The organism is Bacillus andreraoultii (genome assembly GCF_001244735.1).
Classification (GTDB): Bacteria; Bacillota; Bacilli; order Bacillales; family Caldibacillaceae; genus Caldifermentibacillus; species Caldifermentibacillus andreraoultii.
In genome coordinates this window covers 123,855-144,418 of the sequence record NZ_LN868937.1, presented here as the reverse complement: position 1 = coordinate 144,418, position 20,564 = coordinate 123,855, and the positions used below count along the sequence as shown (strand labels likewise).

16 protein-coding genes are annotated in these 20,564 nt (G+C 33.3%); 5 read left to right on the top strand and 11 right to left on the bottom strand.

The window, feature by feature from the left end:
- Positions 1 to 97 precede the first annotated feature (97 nt).
- The 3 genes from BN2144_RS06170 to BN2144_RS06160 all read right to left on the bottom strand — a co-directional run bounded on the left by BN2144_RS06170 (position 98) and on the right by BN2144_RS06160 (position 5,138).
- Entirely contained in the window at positions 98 to 2,431 is a 2,334-nt protein-coding gene (locus tag BN2144_RS06170) for a helix-turn-helix domain-containing protein (RefSeq protein ID WP_033827409.1), read from the bottom strand.
- Positions 2,432 to 2,916: 485 nt separating this feature from the next.
- On the bottom strand, positions 2,917 to 3,813 hold the full coding sequence (locus BN2144_RS06165) for an AbiTii domain-containing protein (RefSeq protein ID WP_033827408.1): 897 nt from the start codon (positions 3,811 to 3,813) through the stop codon (positions 2,917 to 2,919).
- A 17-nt stretch (positions 3,814 to 3,830) separates the two neighbouring features.
- The gene (locus BN2144_RS06160; RefSeq protein WP_033827407.1) at positions 3,831 to 5,138 is read right to left on the bottom strand and encodes a hypothetical protein; all 1,308 of its coding nucleotides are present in this window, start codon (positions 5,136 to 5,138) and stop codon (positions 3,831 to 3,833) included.
- Positions 5,139 to 5,372: 234 nt separating this feature from the next.
- Here BN2144_RS06160 and BN2144_RS06155 point away from each other — a divergent pair, with 234 nt between their 5' ends.
- On the top strand, positions 5,373 to 6,800 hold the full coding sequence (locus BN2144_RS06155; RefSeq protein WP_033827406.1) for an ApeA N-terminal domain 1-containing protein: 1,428 nt from the start codon (positions 5,373 to 5,375) through the stop codon (positions 6,798 to 6,800).
- Positions 6,801 to 7,013: 213 nt separating this feature from the next.
- Here the strand turns inward: BN2144_RS06155 and tnpC are convergent, their stop codons facing one another.
- The 4 genes from tnpC to BN2144_RS06135 all read right to left on the bottom strand — a co-directional run bounded on the left by tnpC (position 7,014) and on the right by BN2144_RS06135 (position 10,378).
- Positions 7,014 to 8,588, bottom strand: a complete 1,575-nt coding sequence (gene tnpC, locus BN2144_RS06150; protein ID WP_033826478.1) for an IS66 family transposase — start codon at positions 8,586 to 8,588, stop codon at positions 7,014 to 7,016.
- A gap of 88 nt (positions 8,589 to 8,676) precedes the next feature.
- Positions 8,677 to 9,030, bottom strand: a complete 354-nt coding sequence (gene tnpB, locus BN2144_RS06145) for an IS66 family insertion sequence element accessory protein TnpB (RefSeq protein WP_033826477.1) — start codon at positions 9,028 to 9,030, stop codon at positions 8,677 to 8,679.
- Positions 9,027 to 9,221, bottom strand: a complete 195-nt coding sequence (locus tag BN2144_RS06140; protein ID WP_033826476.1) for a hypothetical protein — start codon at positions 9,219 to 9,221, stop codon at positions 9,027 to 9,029. Before BN2144_RS06140 ends, tnpB begins: the two co-directional genes overlap by 4 nt.
- Before the next feature lie 83 nt (positions 9,222 to 9,304).
- Complete coding sequence (locus tag BN2144_RS06135; RefSeq protein WP_222860089.1) at positions 9,305 to 10,378, bottom strand: hypothetical protein; 1,074 nt, start codon at positions 10,376 to 10,378, stop codon at positions 9,305 to 9,307.
- A 204-nt stretch (positions 10,379 to 10,582) separates the two neighbouring features.
- Here BN2144_RS06135 and BN2144_RS19850 point away from each other — a divergent pair, with 204 nt between their 5' ends.
- Positions 10,583 to 10,759, top strand: coding sequence for a hypothetical protein (locus tag BN2144_RS19850; protein ID WP_154665494.1), 177 nt, complete (start codon positions 10,583 to 10,585; stop codon positions 10,757 to 10,759).
- Entirely contained in the window at positions 10,756 to 12,294 is a 1,539-nt protein-coding gene (locus BN2144_RS06130) for a recombinase family protein (protein ID WP_050632225.1), read from the top strand. Before BN2144_RS19850 ends, BN2144_RS06130 begins: the two co-directional genes overlap by 4 nt.
- Positions 12,295 to 12,475: 181 nt before the next feature.
- On the opposite strand, the gene BN2144_RS06125 is transcribed toward BN2144_RS06130, so the two are convergent.
- Entirely contained in the window at positions 12,476 to 13,468 is a 993-nt protein-coding gene (locus BN2144_RS06125) for a restriction endonuclease (RefSeq protein WP_033827405.1), read from the bottom strand.
- Positions 13,469 to 13,531: 63 nt separating this feature from the next.
- Entirely contained in the window at positions 13,532 to 14,641 is a 1,110-nt protein-coding gene (locus BN2144_RS06120; protein ID WP_033827404.1) for a phospholipase D-like domain-containing protein, read from the bottom strand.
- A gap of 111 nt (positions 14,642 to 14,752) precedes the next feature.
- On the opposite strand from BN2144_RS06120, the gene BN2144_RS06115 reads away from it, so the two are divergent.
- Positions 14,753 to 16,462, top strand: coding sequence for a recombinase family protein (locus tag BN2144_RS06115; RefSeq protein WP_033827403.1), 1,710 nt, complete (start codon positions 14,753 to 14,755; stop codon positions 16,460 to 16,462).
- On the opposite strand, the gene rlmH is transcribed toward BN2144_RS06115, so the two are convergent.
- Positions 16,403 to 16,882, bottom strand: coding sequence for a 23S rRNA (pseudouridine(1915)-N(3))-methyltransferase RlmH (gene rlmH / locus BN2144_RS06110; protein ID WP_033827402.1), 480 nt, complete (start codon positions 16,880 to 16,882; stop codon positions 16,403 to 16,405). The two genes, BN2144_RS06115 and rlmH, sit on opposite strands and share 60 nt — an antisense overlap.
- A gap of 135 nt (positions 16,883 to 17,017) precedes the next feature.
- On the bottom strand, positions 17,018 to 18,307 hold the full coding sequence (locus BN2144_RS06105; protein ID WP_033827401.1) for an MFS transporter: 1,290 nt from the start codon (positions 18,305 to 18,307) through the stop codon (positions 17,018 to 17,020).
- Positions 18,308 to 18,714: 407 nt separating this feature from the next.
- Between BN2144_RS06105 and BN2144_RS06100 the strand changes: the two genes are divergently transcribed.
- On the top strand, positions 18,715 to 19,620 hold the full coding sequence (locus BN2144_RS06100; RefSeq protein ID WP_033827400.1) for a nuclease-related domain-containing protein: 906 nt from the start codon (positions 18,715 to 18,717) through the stop codon (positions 19,618 to 19,620).
- The last annotated feature ends 944 nt before the right edge of the window (positions 19,621 to 20,564 follow it).

The window sequence follows — 20,564 nt, the reverse complement described above, 5'->3', positions numbered from 1 at the left end:
CTATGAAAGGCTTTCCAATCATTGTCTAATATATTCCCTTCATTTGACAACATCGCTATATGTTTGATTATAAGGAGCAAAAAATAACCGTTAGATTTTAACCTAACGGCTTGATTTCAAAGAGATGAAAGGCATTTAATGTTAGAGTCGATTGTAAATAAAGGTGTGAATCAATATGTTCCTCATAGATTTGCAATTCAGGATAGGTTCGCTGCTTCAGAAACGTAATAGTTTCTCGATCATTGATATCTCCCCGTTGGAAGTTGACCAAATTCATGTAAAATGCACCGTTATTTCGGTCCAGAATATGCTTACGAATTTGATAAGACCCGCGGGGCAACCCTGAAATTACAAATCTTTTTTCCTTCGTTAAAGAGTCCAAAAAGAAGCTTTCAACCGAGTAAGAAGGATTGACATAGGAGGTGTTATAAATAGCCAGTTGATACCCTTGATCTCCCTTGGTCAGGACAAAGCCCTCCCCTTCTGCTAAAATTTGAGGGTTCATTTTTGCCATCAATTGAATGTTAAAAAAAGCTGGGCGTTTCAATTGATAATAATATAGCAGAGCAATCCCATTCATGGAAATATGTTCATACTTCTGATTATTTTTTTCTAATGAATGGGTATCAATCCAAAACCCCAAACCGGAAATCTCCTTCATCATATCAAACATATCTTTAAAAATAAGAGATGAACGAAAGAATCTTCCACTTAGATCTACCGTATTTCCATAGAGCGTATTCCAGTTTGTCAAGTAAACAGGACTGTCTGACAACCCCACTGATTGCAGTTTTTCTCTCAAGTCGATACAGGATTTCTTTAGGAAGTCTTTGACACCTTCAAATATACTATTATTCATGTCAGTAAAATCCACTTGTTCATTCGGATTGCAAGTAAAGCAGATCAACTCGCATTGATTAGAGAATTGCTTTAAAAAATCCTTAACAGGCGCTGTGATTCCTGTTTCTAAGGAAAATGGCACATGAAGACCAACTTTAGCGGAAGAAGTCCATTTTTTCACAGTTTGGTAAAAATCTTGATAAAAGGCTCGTGATACACCACCCCACTCTGTAAAAGCTAATTCAAACTGCCATTTTCCTACAAAGTCGCTGCCAAAATAATGAACACTTTGCTGTAAAAATTCAGCTAACAATTGAACATAATTAGAGCTGCTTTCAACTTCCTTTTCAAACTCGACACGGATGAAGGGCACTAAACCGAGTTTTTGAAACCTACTGAATAACACATTAATATGATAAAAATCTCCGCCTATTTGCAATTGCGGATTTGTGATCGTAAAAGTGGGAGAAAATAGATTCGTGAAATAGACATATTCAAATTGAAGTAGTTCCTGAATAAGCTGCAATTCTGCTTGGACTTCTTCATGTAAAGCATATTCCAGCTGGCCAATTACTAGTAATCGGTGGGCTTTTTCCAAAACAAAATTAGGCTCTTGCGGAATGTCAATATGAATCGCCGAAACGGCTGGTTCCATCGATGTAGAATTTCTTCCACTTGACGAAATGTACTTACTTATTTCTATTAAAAAATTAGGCGATGTCAACAATGTATATTGGTCACTTACATGATGTACTTCCTCGATATCAGCAGATTGTTTTTTATGAAGACTGCGATACTCAGCAGGCGTTTGCTGGTACGTTTCTTTAAATGCCTTGTTAAACGCCTTCGCATTTGAAAAGCCACTATTCAGTGCAACTTGAATAATCGTATAGTCAGTATATAAAAGCTCATGAACAGCAGCTTTCAAACGAACTTGTTTTACATACTGTGAAAAACTAACACCAACTTCCTGCTTGAAATACCGAGATAAATAGTAAAGGGATAAATATTGCTGTTTGGCAATTTCCTCCAGTGATATCTGCTTGCGGTAATTTTTTTCGATAAAAGCAAGAATATCCCTTATTCTTTCATCCTTCATTCCAATCATTTCATTCTGTTTCTGTCCAAGAAAAGTCGTTTTAAAATTTCGGATCAATAGTGTGATTAATTTATAAATCAGACTATTGATTTCAAGTTCACTTCCATCCTGCTTTTGATAATGAGCAATCAGAATTTCCGCTAAAAGTTTACGGATTTGATCTAATAGAAGATATAACCCACTATCCTTTTTTGCTGAATTGCAGTCGAAATAACATTCATGAATTTTTGGGTAATGTTGCTCAATTGACTGTAGGGGTATTTGCAATATGACAACGACATTGTCTTCATTCCCTTTGATTGCATGTACATGATTGGCATTAATAAGCAGAAGATCATTTTCATACAAATGATAAGAATGTTGATTTTCCGTCACCTCTATTTCCCCTCTTATGACGAGAAGAATTTCAATCCCTGAATAGATATACTGCGAGTAATAGCGTATATTTTGAAGACTGATTTGATATGAATCTTCTATTGCTGGTTCATACATAACATTCACCTCAGAGGCCCGTTCAAAGGATACATTTAAATATTACCGTAAAAAATCTTAACAAGTGGAATTTGGAAGGTTATATTGAATTTTAACCCTCAAAATTTACAGAAGTCAAAAACATATACGTTCATTCACCATTTGTATCATTCCGTTGTATAACTCAATAATACCTTAATAGACAAGCACCTTCCCACTTATCTTCAAAAACTTTTGCCTCTATTTATGATACGGTTCTCCGTGTTGTTTTAAGAGGCAAAAGAACAGCATTGGATTTTACTTACCAATGCTGTTTTTCATATAAAGTTAGCTTACCGGTGTTGATAAGCCTATAAAGAAGCAAATATTTAGTAAGAATTTATAATACGCAAAAACTTTCTAAAGGGATCGATCATAAACCTTTAAGAAATATGCAAAAGTGGTCGACATGGCTATGAAAAAAACTAAGAGGAATTCAGAAGTCAAAATACGACTGCCATTTCTACTTACACAGTGATTTTACTAATTTCATGTAATAAACCAGAAGCAATTAAACTACCAGTTATCCCCTCAAGAACACTTTTTATAGTTCTCATAGACTCTTTAATAATTTGGGTTTTGGGTTTATTTGTCATTAATTCATTTGATATTTTACTTATTTCTAACTCAAGTGCCTCTTTTACTTCTCTTTCAAGCGTAATGTGACTTAAATTCCCCCGTAGCATCGAAATAAATTCATTTACCTTTTCCAAATCCATTTCATTTATTTGTGTTTGTATTGAATGTTGTGTATGTTGCTGAATTTGTACTCCAGAGGTATTGCCATAAAAGTTGTTGACAGTATAGTTTTGCTTGTCTGCTTCACGCTTCTCCTCTTTTGAAAAGCTAACACCCTCACCCAATATTCCATCCTCCTCAAGTTGTATTGACCACTCTAAAATTATATTTCTCACACTGTCAATTATTTGTTGAGCTTGACTCTTCCCAAAACTAACTTGGAACTTTGTAGGTCTTCCATCCGCCCAATTTGAAAGTTGATTTTGTATATTTTGTGGTAATTGGATGACTAAATGGTCATTACTGCTTTCCACCAAGTATTCAATTTCAGTTATAGGTTGAGAAATTTTATTAGTTGAAACAATATCGGCTAGTTCTGGATTTTCAATTATAACTGGTCGCCAACCATATATGGGATTGAGGAACTGAAGGCTTCCTCTAACCTCTCGATAATCAGGAATGTTTTCAAGATTACTCATATATCCGTTTAATTCCTGACTTGCCCATTTTTCAAAGTCTCTGATTTTTAGCTTCTTGGAAATTACATATGATTTTCTCAGTAAGTTAGAAATACTGGAACCTGAGTCCATTGCTTCTTTTTGTAGATCTAAAACGATCGAATCCACTTATCTCACTCCCAAAATTACTGTTTTTCTGTCTGTTTGAATTGACTTACCTTTTCTGCAAGAGTCTGTAACAATTGAGGATTATTCATTAATAAATCAAACCCATTTTCATTTATATGGGACTCTTTACTATTTGAATTGAGAAAGTCTACACCAAAGTATTTGTTAACAAGACTCTGCTTTACTTCTTTTTGTTGACTTTCTTCCAGATCCTTCAAATAGGGGTCTAGCGAAGCCAATTCAAGTTCAATTTTCCTATTTCGTCTTTCTTCATTTCTGTAATTACTGGATTGCTTTGCACAATAAGTAAATAAAGTTAATCCAAACCCAGATAAAACAACTCTACTAATTAAAGTTGTCCAATCCATTGTTCCTTCATGAAGAAGTATAAAAAATACTCCAAATACAATAACAGCTAGAATGGAGGCTATTGAACCCATATTCCACCAAAACGCTTTCCTACCCTCATCATTAGCAATCTTCTGATAACCACTAGCGAGTCCTTTCATGCTTATAATACCAACAATTTTTTCTGCTTCTTCGTTCATTTTATTAATATTTTCAAATGCCTCTATAAATTTTTTTTCTTGATTTGCCATTTGCTCGTCAAATTCTATTTCATTTTTATTTAATTGTGTATCATGTTCTTCTTGTTGCTTGTTCATTTGTTCCTCAATTGTTGTACCTTTAATTGATATGAAATTGTTGAATTCACTTTTAGTTTGTTCAATAAGCTGTTCAATTCTTTCGCTTCTTTCAGACTGACCTTTTAAAAATTGGTCTTGAAAATCAGAAATCACTGAATCAATCCTGCTTTTTTGAAATTCAATTGAAGATGTTAAATCATCGAGCTTCTCTTTATTGTTTTTGAATGCTTCTTCGGCTGCATTTGCCTGTTTTTCTACATTCGCTAAATGCTGACCAATAGACTTTCTAAACGAGATTACTGATTCTCTAACACCTTCTATGTCTTCTGGAGTCCTTGTAAGCATTACTTGAGGGAAAAATGGGATTACTTTTTCAAGGTGAGAGAGGGCATTATTTAAATGCTGAACATTCTTGTTGTTATGGTAGTTAGTTAATTCATTTATAATATTTGTAATATGACCATTCATATTTTGGAGTGTTAATTGTGATAGTAACCATGGATCCGCTCTATCAAGAGCTTGTTTTAAAATATTTATTGTTTCACTTAATCGCTCTAACTTTGACACTTGTTCTGAAGGAATATCACTTACAATAATAGTTTCCAGAAGTTGTATAATTCTCTCTACTTTTATATATGTATCATGATTTGTTACTTTTTCTTCTAGTAGTATAGTCATAAAACCTCTCCTTTCTATAGAACACCATATTAGAAATTATAACAAAGTTCAACATATTTAAAGCCTTTATTATTAATTATTCAATATTAAGAAGGCCTTAGAATATAAACTATTATTCATTTAAATTTCAAAGTTTAATGTTTTAACACAAAAACTAGAATTATTAAGTTGCTATAATTTGAAATTTATAGATACACTAGAAATAGCTACCAACGCTTTTGTGGAGGTGAAATAATGAAATTAAATTTATCTGCAACAGGTTTTTGGAAGATTATCAATACAGGAAAGAAATATACAGGGGACTTATATTTAAATGAAGATAAAGGTGGCATAGTACTATATATCCGTATACCTAATAATGGGCCTATAATGAGTTACCTAGAACTTCCTCTTGAAATTCCCTTTATTACTGGTTCTACGATTAATGGTGCTAAGATTACCCTTGTCAATTGTTCTAGAATAAGTACCAAAAGTAGGATTGGGACCGAGGAAGTATTTGGGTATAAGGCCCAGTTCATGTTTAATGGTGTAAACTTTAATAAAGAAGAAGATATCAGATTTTCTAAAATGACTATTAGCATACCGGGTATAATACAGTGGGGTGATGTATCAAACTACGTAAGACCCGATTTAGACAAAAGAGGGGATTCTCTTATAGATTTAAAAATTGTAGAGCCTATTGAAATCTTCTCTAATGGAGTTTACAGTATATCCTACTATTTGAGCTTCAGTGATCCGTTTTACCTCATGAAAGAGGAATTAACATTAAAGCAAACCCCACATCTTATAATTGAAGCACAATCAATTCAAAAATTAGAATGGTTTATGAAAATAGCCGACCAAATGAAAAGACTTATCGAGATAGCTGTAGGTGTCCCTCTAAGCTACGACTCGATGATCGTTGAAAGTCCCGATATTTATTATGAATTTGAAGATCATGAGAAACATATTCTGCCGTTAGAAGTTATTCACGCTCATAAACACGCTTTAAAAGGTGAAAATAATAATGAGCGGTTAATAAAACATGATTACCTTTTTAGCTTGAGTGAGCTGAAACAAGCAAATTTCTCACAATGGCAAGAGGTATCAACTATAATGGAACCCATAATAGAACTCTATATTGACAGTTTATACAATAAAAACTTATCAGTTAGTCGGCATTTCTTGAACATGGTACAAGCATTAGAAACCTACCATTCTCGTAGGATTGCTTATTCTCTTCATGATTATAAAGAAAGAGTAGAAAAGTTATTAGAAGTAAGACCTGAAGCCTTTCGGAAACAAGATAGAAAGTTTTTACTAGACGGATGCAGAAACTTTGTTGTATTAAGAAGTCGTCTGGCTGATTTACTAATAGCAGACTATAGATTCTTCTTTCACACCGGAGAATTCAATTTTATTGAATTTCCTCAGTTAATTGCTAAAACAAGAAATTATTACACACACTATAATCAGAAACTAGAAGATAAAGCTCTTAAAGGAGAAGATCTACTAACTGCTTTCCATATCCTACGTAACATACTAGAATTCTATTTACTAAAAGAATTAGGATTTAAAGAAGATTTTATCCACGAAAGAACAAGAGAAAGGATAAAACCTATTATAACTAGCAATGATATTAGAAATGCTGATAAAAGAAAACATGGTATGCTGAATAGATAGAACAATTATAATAATATTATATAGTCCAAATCTATTATTCACTTGTCTCATGCATTGCAACAAGCCAGCATTTTATAGTGCTGGCTGTTTTCTTTTAACATATTACTCCACAGGTGTAGTTGAAACGTAAGCCCGAAATAAAAAAATAAACGCACCTTAATGGTACGTACTACAAATAACCGTAAAACCATGATTTTTTTATCAGATTTACGGTTATTTTACACATTCTGCTTGGATTGTTTTTGACCAAGGCAAATAGTTGTTTATAATTTCTGGGTTTCTATGGATATCCAAATTTGGTAGTTCTTTCAGTATCCTTACTAGATACTGGTAGAAATCTATCCCATTCGCTTTAGCTGTTTCTGCGATACTAAGGCAGATTGCGTTTGCTTTTGCACCAGCTTCGCTCACGGAAAATAACCAGTTTTTTCGACCAATTACATTCGGGCGGATGGCATTTTCGGCGGGATTGTTATCAATCTCTATTCGGCCATCATTCAAGAATGCTTTTAATCCGTTCGCTCTATTTAGCGTGTATTCAGCTGCTTTAGCGAGTGCATTTTTCCCGTAAAATGGTGATTTTTCAACCCAGGAAAGAAACTTATCAACTAACGGTTTCGAGTACTTTTTGCGATTTTTCCTTCGTTTACTTGGGGATAAGTGCTTAAATTCCCTTTCAAGGCGAAATAAATCATCGCAGTATTTTACACCAATTCGTCCGTTTTTACTGTCTGCTTTTAACCAATAACGTCTAACATGAGCCCAACAATTGGCAAAGGTAATCCCTTCAATTTTGTCATATGCTGAGTAACCATCACAGACAATCGTTCCTGAATAATTTTCAATAAAGCCTTCAAGAACAGATCGAGCTCGTGATAATGAACTTTGAAACAGAACGATAGTTGGACCTTGACTAGGTACACTTCGATAAACCCAGTTATAAGCGTTAGATTGGCCAGGTTTTCCATCCGATCGATTGATAACTTGTCCATAAGTTTCATCGACGTGTAAAATGGACTTTTTTAGCATGATGTTTTTCATTCGCTCATATATAGGCAAAAGCCAGTCATGTGATGCCCGAATAACCCAATTAGAAAGATTTTTATCATTTGTATTTAATCCATAACGATCCCATTCCTTTACTTGCCGGTAAAGGGGTAAGTATTGAACGAATTTATCATAAATAACCTTGGCAAGAACACTCGGACCAGCAATGCTTCGTTGAATCGGAGGCTGAGGTGATTTGCCACGTTTAATTTGTGCCTTTTGGGATAAATCGGCTTTGCAGTTTCTACATTCATATGCATGTTCAATATGTTGAATTTTTTCCATTCTTGCAGGTATGAATTCAGCCTCTTCACGGACAATTGTCGTACCTATTTCAGTCATCTGACACTGACAACAATCACAAATCGTATTATCCGGATGATAATGAATGGTCTTTACTTCAATATTTTCATGTAATGAATCATTCCGTTTTTTATTCTGAACTTTGCGTACAACAGTGTAAGAAATCGTTTGTTGGCTTTGTTCTTCTGTGTGCTCAGATTCATTAAAAGACGAATCATCTTCGAATAATGAAATTTGCTTATCATCATGTGCATTATATTTCGTTTTCTCTGTTTTTGATCCATATAAAAGTTTCGTTAAATAGCGAACTTGCTCAGTTAGTGATTCTATCTGTTTGGATAATGCTTCATTTTGTTGATTAGAATGAGCTAATTGTTCTTCAAGAAGCCGAATTAATTTCTCGTATTGATTCTGATTATTAGACGAAGCATTAACCACAAGACTCACCACTTTTCGTTCAAATAAGATAATATTAGTATAGCATCTTGAACGTAATGAAAATAGCTTTATTTCAACTTTAATAGAGTTAAAATTGTCCTTTTTGAGATGGTTGAATGGCTTTTGGCTGCTGAATGCATAACCCTTCTAATAACCAGCGTAGTTCTTGTTGGGATAGATTTCGTACTTCCTTTTCGTTTCTGGGCCATTGAAGTTTTCCATTATCTAATCGCTTATAAAGCATGGCAAAGCCGTCACCGTCAAAATATAAACATTTATAGCGATCTTTACTCCACCCAGAAAACAAGAAAATTGAATCACCATAAGGATCCAGTTCAAAAGAATCCTGAATTAGTGTAGCTAATCCATCTATTCCTTTTCTCATATCTGTCTTACCACAGATAATATAGATATTTTTCACACTCGAGTAATCATGTCTCATAAATCTTTCAACTCCCTCATGACAGTTTGAATGATGTGCTCATCAATACCGTTGGAGAAGGAGATTTCAACTTTACCAAACTTAATTGTACAAGTTGAATTCGAAGAGGAGACAGTTGATTTTGTGATTGGAGTATTTTCTGTATTGGAATGCAATGTTACGGGGACAATAGTTAATTTTTGTTCTGGCATATGAAAAGCACCTCCTTTGATTGATAAGTCAATCTTAACAAGAGGTGCTGTTGAATTATATGCGTTGTTTGAATGGGGGCTTACTATTCATCTGTTGTTTCATCTAATTCAGCAGAAATGTATTCTTTTATTAGTTTAGAATAAAAATAGTTTACCGAGCTATTCAACAAATCCTGAGTTCTTTTATATTCCCTTTCTCTCCGCTCCCTGAGTAATTTCCTCTCTTGTTCTTCTTTTTGTTTTTTCTCTTCTGCAATGATATGATCCCTTTCTTTTTCATCAATGATTTCTGGTAGTGAAAATATATATAAGAATACTCTTCTCAGTAAATCTTCAGGTGTTGTAGTCTTAGTTTGTTTTATTAATTTTTCGTATCTACCCCATTTATACCAATAAACTTTATAACCAACTTCAACGTTTATTTTCCCAGTTGTTTCATATTCAAATGTATGATAGTCTGAATAATTTTTATCATCCGGAGAAAGCATTATCTTTTTACAAGGTAGTTTAAAATTCAATGTAAAAGTATATTTTTTATACAATACTTCTGTTTCATCATACTTACTAACAATCTTTGCTCCTGCCTTTTCAAGTGCTTTAAATAAACTATCAATAAAAGGTAAGATTTCTGGAGTAATTTCACCAGAAGCTGAATGTATTCTTAATTTATCTTCTCTATAGGACTGATTTTTTTTGCGATATTTTACTATTTCCCTATGGGGGTTACTAGATAAGTTTTTATTAACCTTTAACGTGTTATAAATATCTGTTAGGTTCTGTTTCTCATTCCCTAAGTATGAAAAATAGGTCGGCTTTTCTTTTTTCTTTATACGTGAAGTGACATTTGTTTCAGTAGAAATACTATTGGATTTTTCGGCATTTACAGTTTTTATAATTTTTTTAGGTGCTGCAGCTTTTTGCTTTTTAGCCTTTGCGAGAGCAATCATACGATTATCTTTTGGATTTGGCAACGCTGGCTGAACTGGCTTCTTTCCCAAATATAAGCTACTCCAATAAGAGGCTGTAGGTAGTGGGATATCATTACTAGTACATGCATTTTTTAATTTATTATATGGAACACTTAGTTCTGTTGCTGTCTTAGTAATCCCCATATTCCACAGCTTTTCATATAAATCTTTCCTAGAGATTGATAGCATTCGTTTCCCCTCAATTCATCCTTTACCTCATTTTATATCCACCTAAAATTTCAATCAAATTTATCCAAAATCCAAATAAAATAAAAATATTTTTGTTTTCTCTTAAAATATCATTTTTTCGCGGTTATCATGTTTCAGCAAATGACGAGCGGACTGTTATTTGTGTCATAAAATCACAAATAGATAAGGGGAGATCATTAAATTATGATGAAAAATGAAATGTTAGATTACGATAAAGATTACAGACTTAGACTTGCAACAAGTAAAGAGTTAACAAAAATAAAAGGCTATGATTTTCTAAATCACCTAACAGACCTAATGGTTAAATACTCTGATTCTATAGGAAAAGGATTTTCTATTGAATTGGAGGGTGAAAGATGACAGCAAAGATTGAAATGTCTGGGCTTCAAGTTAATATGCCAGTAAAATATATAAGAGCTTATGCTTATGTGCGTGTTAGCACAAACAAACAACTAGATAACACATCAATTGAACAACAAATTGAAGCAATAGAAAAGTATTGTAAGGAAAATAATATTATTCTTGTAAAAATATATGTAGAGGAACCCGCATCAGGAGAAAGCTTTTCAAATAGACCTGAGTTTAAAGAGATGTTTTATAACGTTTTCCAAAAGGAAAATAACATTGATTCCATCATCGTATTTAAACAAGATCGTATATCACGTAATTCTTTAGATTCCCAATATATCTTTAGTCGTCTAAAAAAGGCCAACAAGAACTTAATTTCTATCGCTGATAATATCGACACAAATGATCCTAATTCAAAACTAATCTATCAGATATTAGGTATTATTGCAGAAGTCGAAAAAGATCTAATTGCCTTTCGTACATCACTAGGTATGGAGAAGACATTTGAAAATGGGGACTTTAACGGTGGAATGGTATTTGGGTACAATTTAATAAATAAGAAATTAGTAATTGACGAAGATGAAGCAAGAGTAGTTAAATACATTTTTGATTGTTATTCCAATAAAATGTGGGGTTATCGAAAAATAGCTAGTAATTTAAATATGCAAGGTATCAAAACCAAAAAGGATAATCATTGGTCAATTACCGCAGTCAGAACTATTCTCAATAATAAAATCTACAATGGTTATGTTAAATGGAAAGGTAAATATAAAAAAGGTAACCATTATCCAATTATCAGTGAAGAGCTATGGGAAAGAACTCAAAAACTTTTATCACTACGTAGTCATACCCAAGAAAAAATACACAACGGCTCCTTTCCATTATCAGGTCTATTAAAGTGTCCTACTTGTGGAGGTGCAATGGTACAAGGGAATGCAAACAATAAGTACAAATATTACGTGTGTGGCCGTTTTAAAAACAGCGGGTCTAAAGCATGTAAGTCGAACCTTGTAAAAAAGGAATATGCCGAGCAAGAGGTATTATCACAGGTTATGAATTACCTTAACGATTTAAACCTCTCTGTACCATTACAAAGAGTTGTTATTGATAACCTAAAAAGTGAACTTGAACCAATTGAAGAGGAACTAAAATTACTAGAAAAAAATTTAATTGAACTAAAAAGAGAGAAACAGGATCTCTTGCAACTTTATACAAAAAGAATAATTGACATAGATACACTTAGTGAAGAAATGGAAAGAGTTCAAAATCAAGAAAGTGAACAAAAAGAATTTAAAATACTATTAACAAAGCAGATTGAATTAAAGAACAACAATGACTTGTTACCAGCAATTAACTGCATTGCTAATAATTTTAATGCATTTTATAACCTATTAGATGACTTTGATAAAAAAGAATTCCTCCGGTTGCTTATTAAAGAAATTCAAGTAAATAATGGAGAAAAACCTAAAGAACGAACAATTAAAGAAATAGTTTACGAATTTGATGAAGAGTTATTTGAGGAAATAAGTCTTGAACTTCTTGATTAACAACTTGTTAGCTTTACATTATGGAGTTTATTTGTTTTTTGTCAGAAGCTGATTTAGCAGTCTATTTTTAAATGAATAGACTGCTAAATTAACTTATTACACAATAAGATAATCATGTTTAATAATCCTGTACTTAACTACAATTAGCATAATAAACAGATTGGGAACCTCTAGAATAATTTTAATACCTCAATAGGCTTTTGCTCTTCATTTCATCAATCCAATTTTTTACCTTATCTAATTCGGCATAGTCAATTGGATATTTTTTACTGTCACAAATTCTTTTCCCTTGTGGCTCTAGATATGAAGTTGTTGCAACAATTCCTTTATCTACTTCTTTGTCTATAATATCAAAGTATAGTGCCTTAACAATATTCACACCTACTTTATTTGATTCTTTATGTCGCTTACATTGAATAATAATGGCTTCTGGCTTTTTACTGTCTTTATTTTCCTTTACTGCATATACATCTATGCCTCCATCATTCCGCCCCTTACCCAATGTTACTATATAGCCATTTCTGCGAAAAAACTCAGCTGTGAGTGCTTCAAACTGTCTCCAATGAATGCCGTCAACATCCTGATTTTGTGCATGGAGATAATCAATAAATCTTTGGTCAATAAATTTCTCTTTATTGGCGGGAAGATTTTCACTTTGAAATAAATCACTCAAAGGTATTTCCCCATCCCATTCTTCAATTGTAAATTTATTTGTGACACTATGATCAAGTGTTTGTATCAAGTCTTTAATAAATAATATTGTTATAAATTCACCTGCACCCGACATTTCCTTCAACTTATTATGGAATTCTTGATTAATTAATAACGGTCCCTTATTCTTATTTGTATATTCAGATAAGGCTTTGACTAGTTTTGCCAAGTCATCCTGATATTCAGGAAAGTCCAAAGCTAATTTTAGGAGAAACGGTGCTGGAACACTATCCCTATTTCCTAACTTCACTCTAATTATAGATATAATCTCTTCAAATTCCTCTCCTCTTAAAGTTATTAAATGTTGGTTATCCAGATTTCTAATTGATTCAAATCGATTACTATAAGATGTGTCTCTCATGAGTCTGAAAATATCATCATCTGTAATAAGTAATCCTGTTTTAATTCCTACCATATCTTGGATAGAGCTTAATAAGCTCCCTTTACTCATCCATGCTCTCACTAAAAACCCCCCTATTAATAACATTGGGCTAGGAATTGAAACCTTCACTGTTGTAGTTACAAGTTATTCACTCATGTTTATAATTTCTTCATTTTCATATACAGTTACTTTTAACATTTCAAATTTTATCTCTTCAATTAATTCTGCTATACCCGAAATAATTATAGCAATACTATCAAAAGTTTTAATTAACTCATCACTCTCGGAATTTAAATGCCCAAAACGTTCTTGTTTATATCCGTAAGCTTGACTAGTTGCAATTTCCAAGGTTTTATCCAAATCTTCTCCATCATCTAATTCCCAAAACTTATCCCAAATCATTGATTCCTTCCTAGAATCAATAAATATTGCAAGATCATCTAATTGAAGAACAAAATTTTCTAATTGAACGTTTAGACCATCGACTAATTTATCCGCCTTGGTGCCATTGAAAACTTCGCTATAATTATCTTTTAGCTCTTCGATAATTGAATCAAACTTTTGATGCAATTCTTTAAATTCTTCCCATTTATCTTTTGGAAAGTAAGCTCTCTCAATATCAAATGCCTCAATTTCCGGTATGTAAGGTTCATCCCCAACTATCGTAAATATATTGTATCGAATTTCCTCAATTAATCCGCTCATAACATTAGCTATCTCTTCCATCTTTACAGTATAATCCGATGTTGCATAACGGAAAGATTTACTTTTTATCTTTTCAAATATCTTAGAGTTAATATAGTTAATTGAACTTGGTTCAGATATAATAAATCCCAATTCTATATTCTCAGAACTGGCATCTGAAAAATTTTGAGAACCAATATACGCAATATTATTTGTCATAATTAACTTTGCGTGATTTCTAAAATTAAAGTAAACATTTAAATCTCCAAATTTGTTTCTTTCTAAAGTTTTTAAATAATAATATGTTTGCTCTACTGCTTTAGTTTTTGCTGTGCCAGTTAATTTTTTTCCTTTATACCTTGATGGTATATTTAAAATAATATTGATAGGTGTATGTTTATCGACTTTTCGAATTTCCTGTATTAACTCAGCATCTTCAAACGATGTAATATTATAAGTCACTATATTAATAAAATTCGCATTTTCGAAGTCATCAATAACCGGTTTATATCCATATTCACCTTCTGATAATATCAAATCTCCAGAAATACCATTTATTATAGTAGACATTTACACCACCCCTAAAAAGTTATTTCGCCGTTTTGATAGACTAATACTACTAAAAACCATTTTCTCCTTTTATTATTTTCATAGTATTATAAAAGTGAAAGGAGGACAAATATGGTAACTGAGATACAAAAGGTAGCTATCTACGCTCGCGTAAGTACAGAAGAACAAGCAAAAGAAGGTTTCAGTATCGCCGCGCAACTCCAAACACTTCGGCAATATGCTCAAATCTATAACTGGGAGGTAGTAGATGAATATGTCGATGAAGGAATTAGCGGTAAATCAGTAAAAGGACGTCCGGAAATGAAGAGACTAATTAGAGATGTCGAAGATGAAAGATTTGATGCCGTACTAGTCTGGAAAATTTCTAGACTTTCAAGAAATATGCTAGAAACGCTCATGCTTCTAGATAAGTTTGAAAAGTACAATGTAAAATTTATATCCTACTCAGAAAACTTTGATACCAGTAGTCCTATAGGTCGTTTAGTACTTCAAATCATGGCCTCAATCGCTGAAATGGAGCGAAATACATTAGCAGAAAACGTAAAACTTGGAATGAAACAGAGAGCCTTAGAGGGAAGGTGGAACGGCGGAGTTGTATTTGGATATGACACAGTTAAGAAGGAGCTAGTTATCAATAAAAAAGAAGCTGAAGTAGTACAGTTAATCTATCATATGTATGCAGATGGTAAAGGGCTAAGAGCGATTTCTAACTACTTAAATAAAGCTGGGTATAAAACCAAGCGTAATCGTTATTTCTCCATCAATGGAGTAGCGCAAATCCTAGACAATGTAATATATAACGGTAAAATCAGTTGGTTGAAATTTGAAAATTGGGAATCCAAACGAAGAAAGGGGAAAAATCCAAATCCCATTCTTGTAGAAGGAAAACATGAGCCAATTATTTCAGACGAACTATGGGGCGTTGTACAAGCAAGGAGAAAAAGTAAATCATTTAAGCAGCGTCAATCAAACGAACCATTTTTACTTAGTGGCCTTTTACGCTGTCCTGATTGTGGTCAAGGAATGGTTCCATCAATTACAACACATACACGAAAAGATGGAACGAAACGAAAACATCGTTATTACGTCTGTAGCGATTTTCATAACAAAGGATCTGCTGCTTGTAAAGCTAATTCCATAAAGGCATATGAAGCAGAGGAAACGGTTATCATGAAAATTGAACAACTTAGTTCTAATAAGAAGAGATTATATAAGATTCTCACAGACATTAGTTCTAATTCCGCTCATTCGATAAGCCAACTTAATAAAGAACTAGTAGAGATTGAAAAGCGGTTAAAGGAAATTGAACAATTACAGGCAAGGTATATGGAAGCCTTTGAGAAAAACACTCTTCCTGTGGATATACTGCAAGAAAGTTTAAAAAAGGTTTCCAATGAAAAAAGAGAATTAGAATCAGAGAAAAATGAGATTGCCATCCAATTAAGTTCTATAGATTCGAAGGTAATTCAACCAGATTTGATTGAAAAATTACTAAAAAAGTTTCTATCGGTTTATAATAACTCATCTAGAGAAAACCAAAAGCAATTACTACAGTTATTAATTGAGAATATTACAATCAAACAAAAAGATAGATCCAGAACAATTAAAAACATAGAACTTGAATTTGATTTTACAGAAATGAATATATCCAAATCCTTTATACTTATCCATTTGTTGTATCGTGAAACAGATAATGAACACACTTTTTCAATACCCGCTTCCGATAAAGAATTACCACCTTATCTACAACAATTTTTGCCTCTATTTGTGGTACGGTTCTCCCCTAATTATCCGATACGCCCGGTATACTTGCTCCAATAAAATTAACCTCATTAATTGATGGGGAAAGGTCATTTTTGAGAAGGAGAGGGCTAGGTTGCTACGATTTTGGACTTCTTTACTCATTCCAAGTGAGCCACCAATTACGAAGGCAATTTTGCTTTTTCCATACGTACCTAGTTCGTCAATTTTCGCTGCTAATTGTTCAGAACTCAACATTTTCCCACCAATCTCCAATGTAATTACATATGTATCTTGGCTGATGTGGGCAAGAATTCGTTCCCCTTCCTTCTTTTTTACCTCTTCCATTTCCGCTTCACTTAAGTTTTCAGGAGCTTTTTCGTCGGCGACTTCAATAACCTCAACCTTTGCATACGCAGATAATCGTTTTAAATACTCCTCAATGCCTTGTTTTAAATATTTTTCCTTCAGTTTTCCTACAGTAACAATCGTTATTTTCATTTCAATGTTCCTTCCAATTTTTCATATCAATCAATGATTTATTTGATAAAGAATAAGTAAATTCAACACAGAGTTAAAAATTTCTCATAACTATCATATAGAAAAAAAGAGAGGGTTTCATCTCCCTCCCAAAAATTAGACTGTTGTATTAACCTCTGATGGTAAGTTTACATCCCTCTCAGGCTTTCGAACAAATAATAATAGGATAAATCCAATGACGAATAATATTATTAAACTAAATATGCCCATCGCCGAACTCCCCGTCAATTGTGTTGTGACTCCCATAAGGAATGGACCGGAAACTGCGGCAAATCGACCAAAAATATTATAGAATCCAAAGAACTCATTTGATTTTTCTTCGGGTACCATTTGGGCAAAGAAGGAGCGGCTTAATGCTTGAATCCCACCTTGTGATGTGGCAACAAACATAGCGAGTATCCAAAAGTCTAAGGCACTATCGAGAAATATAGCATAAACACAAATAAATGTATAAACAAAAATGCCAACATAAAGCATCGTTTTTGTTCCATACTTTTTAGCTAAACGTCCAAATAATAATGCAAATGGGGCAGCAACTACTTGGACAGCTAACAGTGCAATAATCATATCTGTAGCACCCAAGCCGACATCAGATCCATATGCTGTTGACATTGATATAATTGTATCAACACCATCAATATAGAAAAAGTAAGCTAGCAAGAATAAAAAGATATTACGATACTTTTTTATATCTTTAAATGTTTGACCAAGGCGTATAAAACTATGGACAATAATTCGAGGTTTGCGCTCTACATAATGAATTTGCTTCACGTTTTTTATTAATGGAATTGTAAATACAATCCACCATACCGCGGTAATAAGAAAAGCAATTCTACTTGCTGCCGTAACAGAGAGCGGTATCATGCCAGACTGAGCTAAAATAATAATTGCTATACTTATAACAAAAGGAATCGCACTACCGATATAACCTAAAGCAAATCCTCTCGATGATACTTCATCCATTTTTTCCTTCGTTGTCACATCCACAATGAATGCATCATAAAAAATATTCGCCCCTCTGGCACCAATGGCTGTGAGTATATTCATAACTAAAAGAAGGATCCATTGATCACTAGGTACAAGCACAAGACCAATTGTTGAGAGCGCCCCCATTAAAAAGAAAAAAATAAAGAACTTTTTCTTTAAATCTTTATAATCAGCAATCGTACCGAGAACCGGCGCAATCATGGCCAAAATAAACGTAGCAATTGAAATGGCATACCCTAAATAAGCGGTGGACTGACTCGGGTCAACACCAGCATTTGTTGCAACAGACTTGTAATAAATCGGGAAAATTGCTGTCGTTATAACAACCGAATAGGCTGAGTTTGCCCAGTCATACATCATCCAACTTTTTTCTTCTTTACTATACAGTGCCTTAACCATGCTCTCACTCCCTTTCATCCCCTTTACCTCAAGTATACGATAATTGTCCATAATGAAATACAGTTATTTTGTAAAGTTTTGAAAAATTAATTATTATGGGTAGTCTCCAAAAAGGTATACTTTCTATTTTGCGGTTATAAAAAAACACCCATTGTTATTTGATTCTTATTTGGTACGGAAAATGTTTGAATAGCCTTTTTGAGTGTGAACCATTTATTATCGGATTTGCTGTTTCCTTATACTTTTTCTTCAGGATGCTAGTATCTTCTTAGAAGCCTTAGTTGTTATCACTAAGTTATCTATACTTCATCATCAAGATTTTAAAAAATTTAATAGTATATATTAGTAGATTTATTCCCTTCTCTTTTATATAATAATTTTCAATATAATATAAAAAGAGGTGGAATATGTTTTATAAAGTTAGGACAGAGCCAATAAAACTACAAATACTTCGAGTACTAATGACACGAGCGAATCCCCCAAAAAATGACAGAACGCACTTTTCTAATTTACAAAAAGGTTATGAAGGAGAGAAAAGATTTGATAGTTATCTTGAGGAACTTACATGCGATTGTTTAATACTGAATGATTTATTACTTGAATATAATAACTCGACTTTTCAAATTGACTCATTACTTATCGTTGCAAATAGAATTTATCTATTTGAAGTGAAAAACCTTTATGGCGATTATATACAAGATGCTGACACTATCTATAGTAGCACCGAAAGAGAAATTATTAATCCCTTATCCCAACTGAATCGATCAAGAATTTATTTCAGTCAGTTACTCCAAAGTCTCGGTTTCGACATACACGTTTCTGCTTCCGTCGTATTTATTAACCCTGAATTTTTCCTATATCAATCCCCCTTAGATTTACCTTACATATTTCCAAACCAATTAAAACGATTCATTAGTAAATTAAATGACAATAAGTTAAGATTGCAAAAAATGCATAGATTATTAGCAGATAAGTTACTTGAACAACATAAGACTGAACTTACTTATCATAACTTACCAAAGTACAGTTACGATGATTTGCGAAAAGGGATTACCTGCATTTCATGTAATTCCTTTTCGACTGTATTGCTGGGGAAATATGTAATTTGTGAAACTTGTAATCAAAAGGAAAAAGCCTCTGATGCTGTCATTAGAAGCATAAAGGAATTTAAACTACTTTTTCCGGACCAAAAAATTACTACTACTAAGGTTTTTGAATGGTGTGCAGGGATTGTACCGAGGAAAAGAATTTTGGCGATTTTAAAACAATATTTTAATTCAATGGGGCGGAACCGTTGGGTGTATTTTGAATAAATAGCATGATTACAGTTTGTACGAATCGCATGAAAAGGAACAAGATGATTATCTAGAGGTTGTAGAAACCCATTTTGCGACGAAAAAGTATAGAAAACCTGAGAACGCTATAAAGTTTCTCAGGTTTTTCCCCTTTTTGTGCTTTTATAGCGGAAGGAGGTGCTCTATAGCCTGTTTTTACACAACTTCCTAATTTTTTTCTAGACTTGGGGTATCAGCCTCTGTTTGATCTTTTATCCGATTTTCGGGCTCATAGATTTGGTCTATGAACCCATTTTTGATCCTTCACCTGATTTTCGGGCTCATAGACTTGGTCTATGAACCCATTTTTATATTTTTCCCCGATTTTCGGGCTCATAGATTCGGTCTATGAACCCATTTTTGATCCTTCACCTGATTTTCGGGCTCATAGATTCGATCTATGAACCCACTTTTGATCCTTCACCTGATTTTCGGGCTCATAGATTCGGTCTATGAACCCATTTTTGATCCTTCACCTGATTTTCGGGCTCATAGATTCGGTCTATGAACCCATTTTTGATCCTTCAACCGATTTTCGGGCTCATAGATCCGGTCTATGAACTCATTTTTGATCCTTCAACCGATTTTCGGGCTCATAGATCCGGTCTATGAACCCATTTTTGATCCTTTACCTGATTTTCGGGCTCATAGATCCGGTCTATAAACCCATTTTTGCTCTTTTATCTAAAATTCCCATCCATAGACCCGGGATATCCGCCTCTTTTTACTCTTTCAGCTATTTTTTTGGCTTATAGACCTCTTCTATCAACCTATTTTCACCCATTTACCAAAAATTACCATCCATAGACCCGGGATATCAATTTATTTCGGATTTCTTCCCACTCAGCAAGAAAGAAACTTGCTAAAAACTACTACATTACAGCAATTTCAAATTCATTGTAATTCCGTTATAATAGGTAAGT

Excerpts from the sequence above, each read along its gene's own strand:
- BN2144_RS06170 (WP_033827409.1), bottom strand. The coding sequence starts at position 2,431 with ATGTATGAACCAGCAATAGAAGATTCATATCAAATCAGTCTTCAAAAT.
- BN2144_RS06160 (WP_033827407.1), bottom strand. The coding sequence starts at position 5,138 with ATGACTATACTACTAGAAGAAAAAGTAACAAATCATGATACATATATA.
- BN2144_RS06155 (WP_033827406.1), top strand. The coding sequence starts at position 5,373 with ATGAAATTAAATTTATCTGCAACAGGTTTTTGGAAGATTATCAATACA.
- tnpB (WP_033826477.1), bottom strand. The coding sequence starts at position 9,030 with ATGAGACATGATTACTCGAGTGTGAAAAATATCTATATTATCTGTGGT.
- BN2144_RS06140 (WP_033826476.1), bottom strand. The coding sequence starts at position 9,221 with ATGCCAGAACAAAAATTAACTATTGTCCCCGTAACATTGCATTCCAAT.
- BN2144_RS06135 (WP_222860089.1), bottom strand. The coding sequence starts at position 10,378 with ATGCTATCAATCTCTAGGAAAGATTTATATGAAAAGCTGTGGAATATG.
- BN2144_RS19850 (WP_154665494.1), top strand. The coding sequence starts at position 10,583 with ATGATGAAAAATGAAATGTTAGATTACGATAAAGATTACAGACTTAGA.
- BN2144_RS06130 (WP_050632225.1), top strand. The coding sequence starts at position 10,756 with ATGACAGCAAAGATTGAAATGTCTGGGCTTCAAGTTAATATGCCAGTA.
- BN2144_RS06120 (WP_033827404.1), bottom strand. The coding sequence starts at position 14,641 with ATGTCTACTATAATAAATGGTATTTCTGGAGATTTGATATTATCAGAA.
- BN2144_RS06115 (WP_033827403.1), top strand. The coding sequence starts at position 14,753 with ATGGTAACTGAGATACAAAAGGTAGCTATCTACGCTCGCGTAAGTACA.
- rlmH (WP_033827402.1), bottom strand. The coding sequence starts at position 16,882 with ATGAAAATAACGATTGTTACTGTAGGAAAACTGAAGGAAAAATATTTA.
- BN2144_RS06105 (WP_033827401.1), bottom strand. The coding sequence starts at position 18,307 with ATGGTTAAGGCACTGTATAGTAAAGAAGAAAAAAGTTGGATGATGTAT.
- BN2144_RS06100 (WP_033827400.1), top strand. The coding sequence starts at position 18,715 with ATGTTTTATAAAGTTAGGACAGAGCCAATAAAACTACAAATACTTCGA.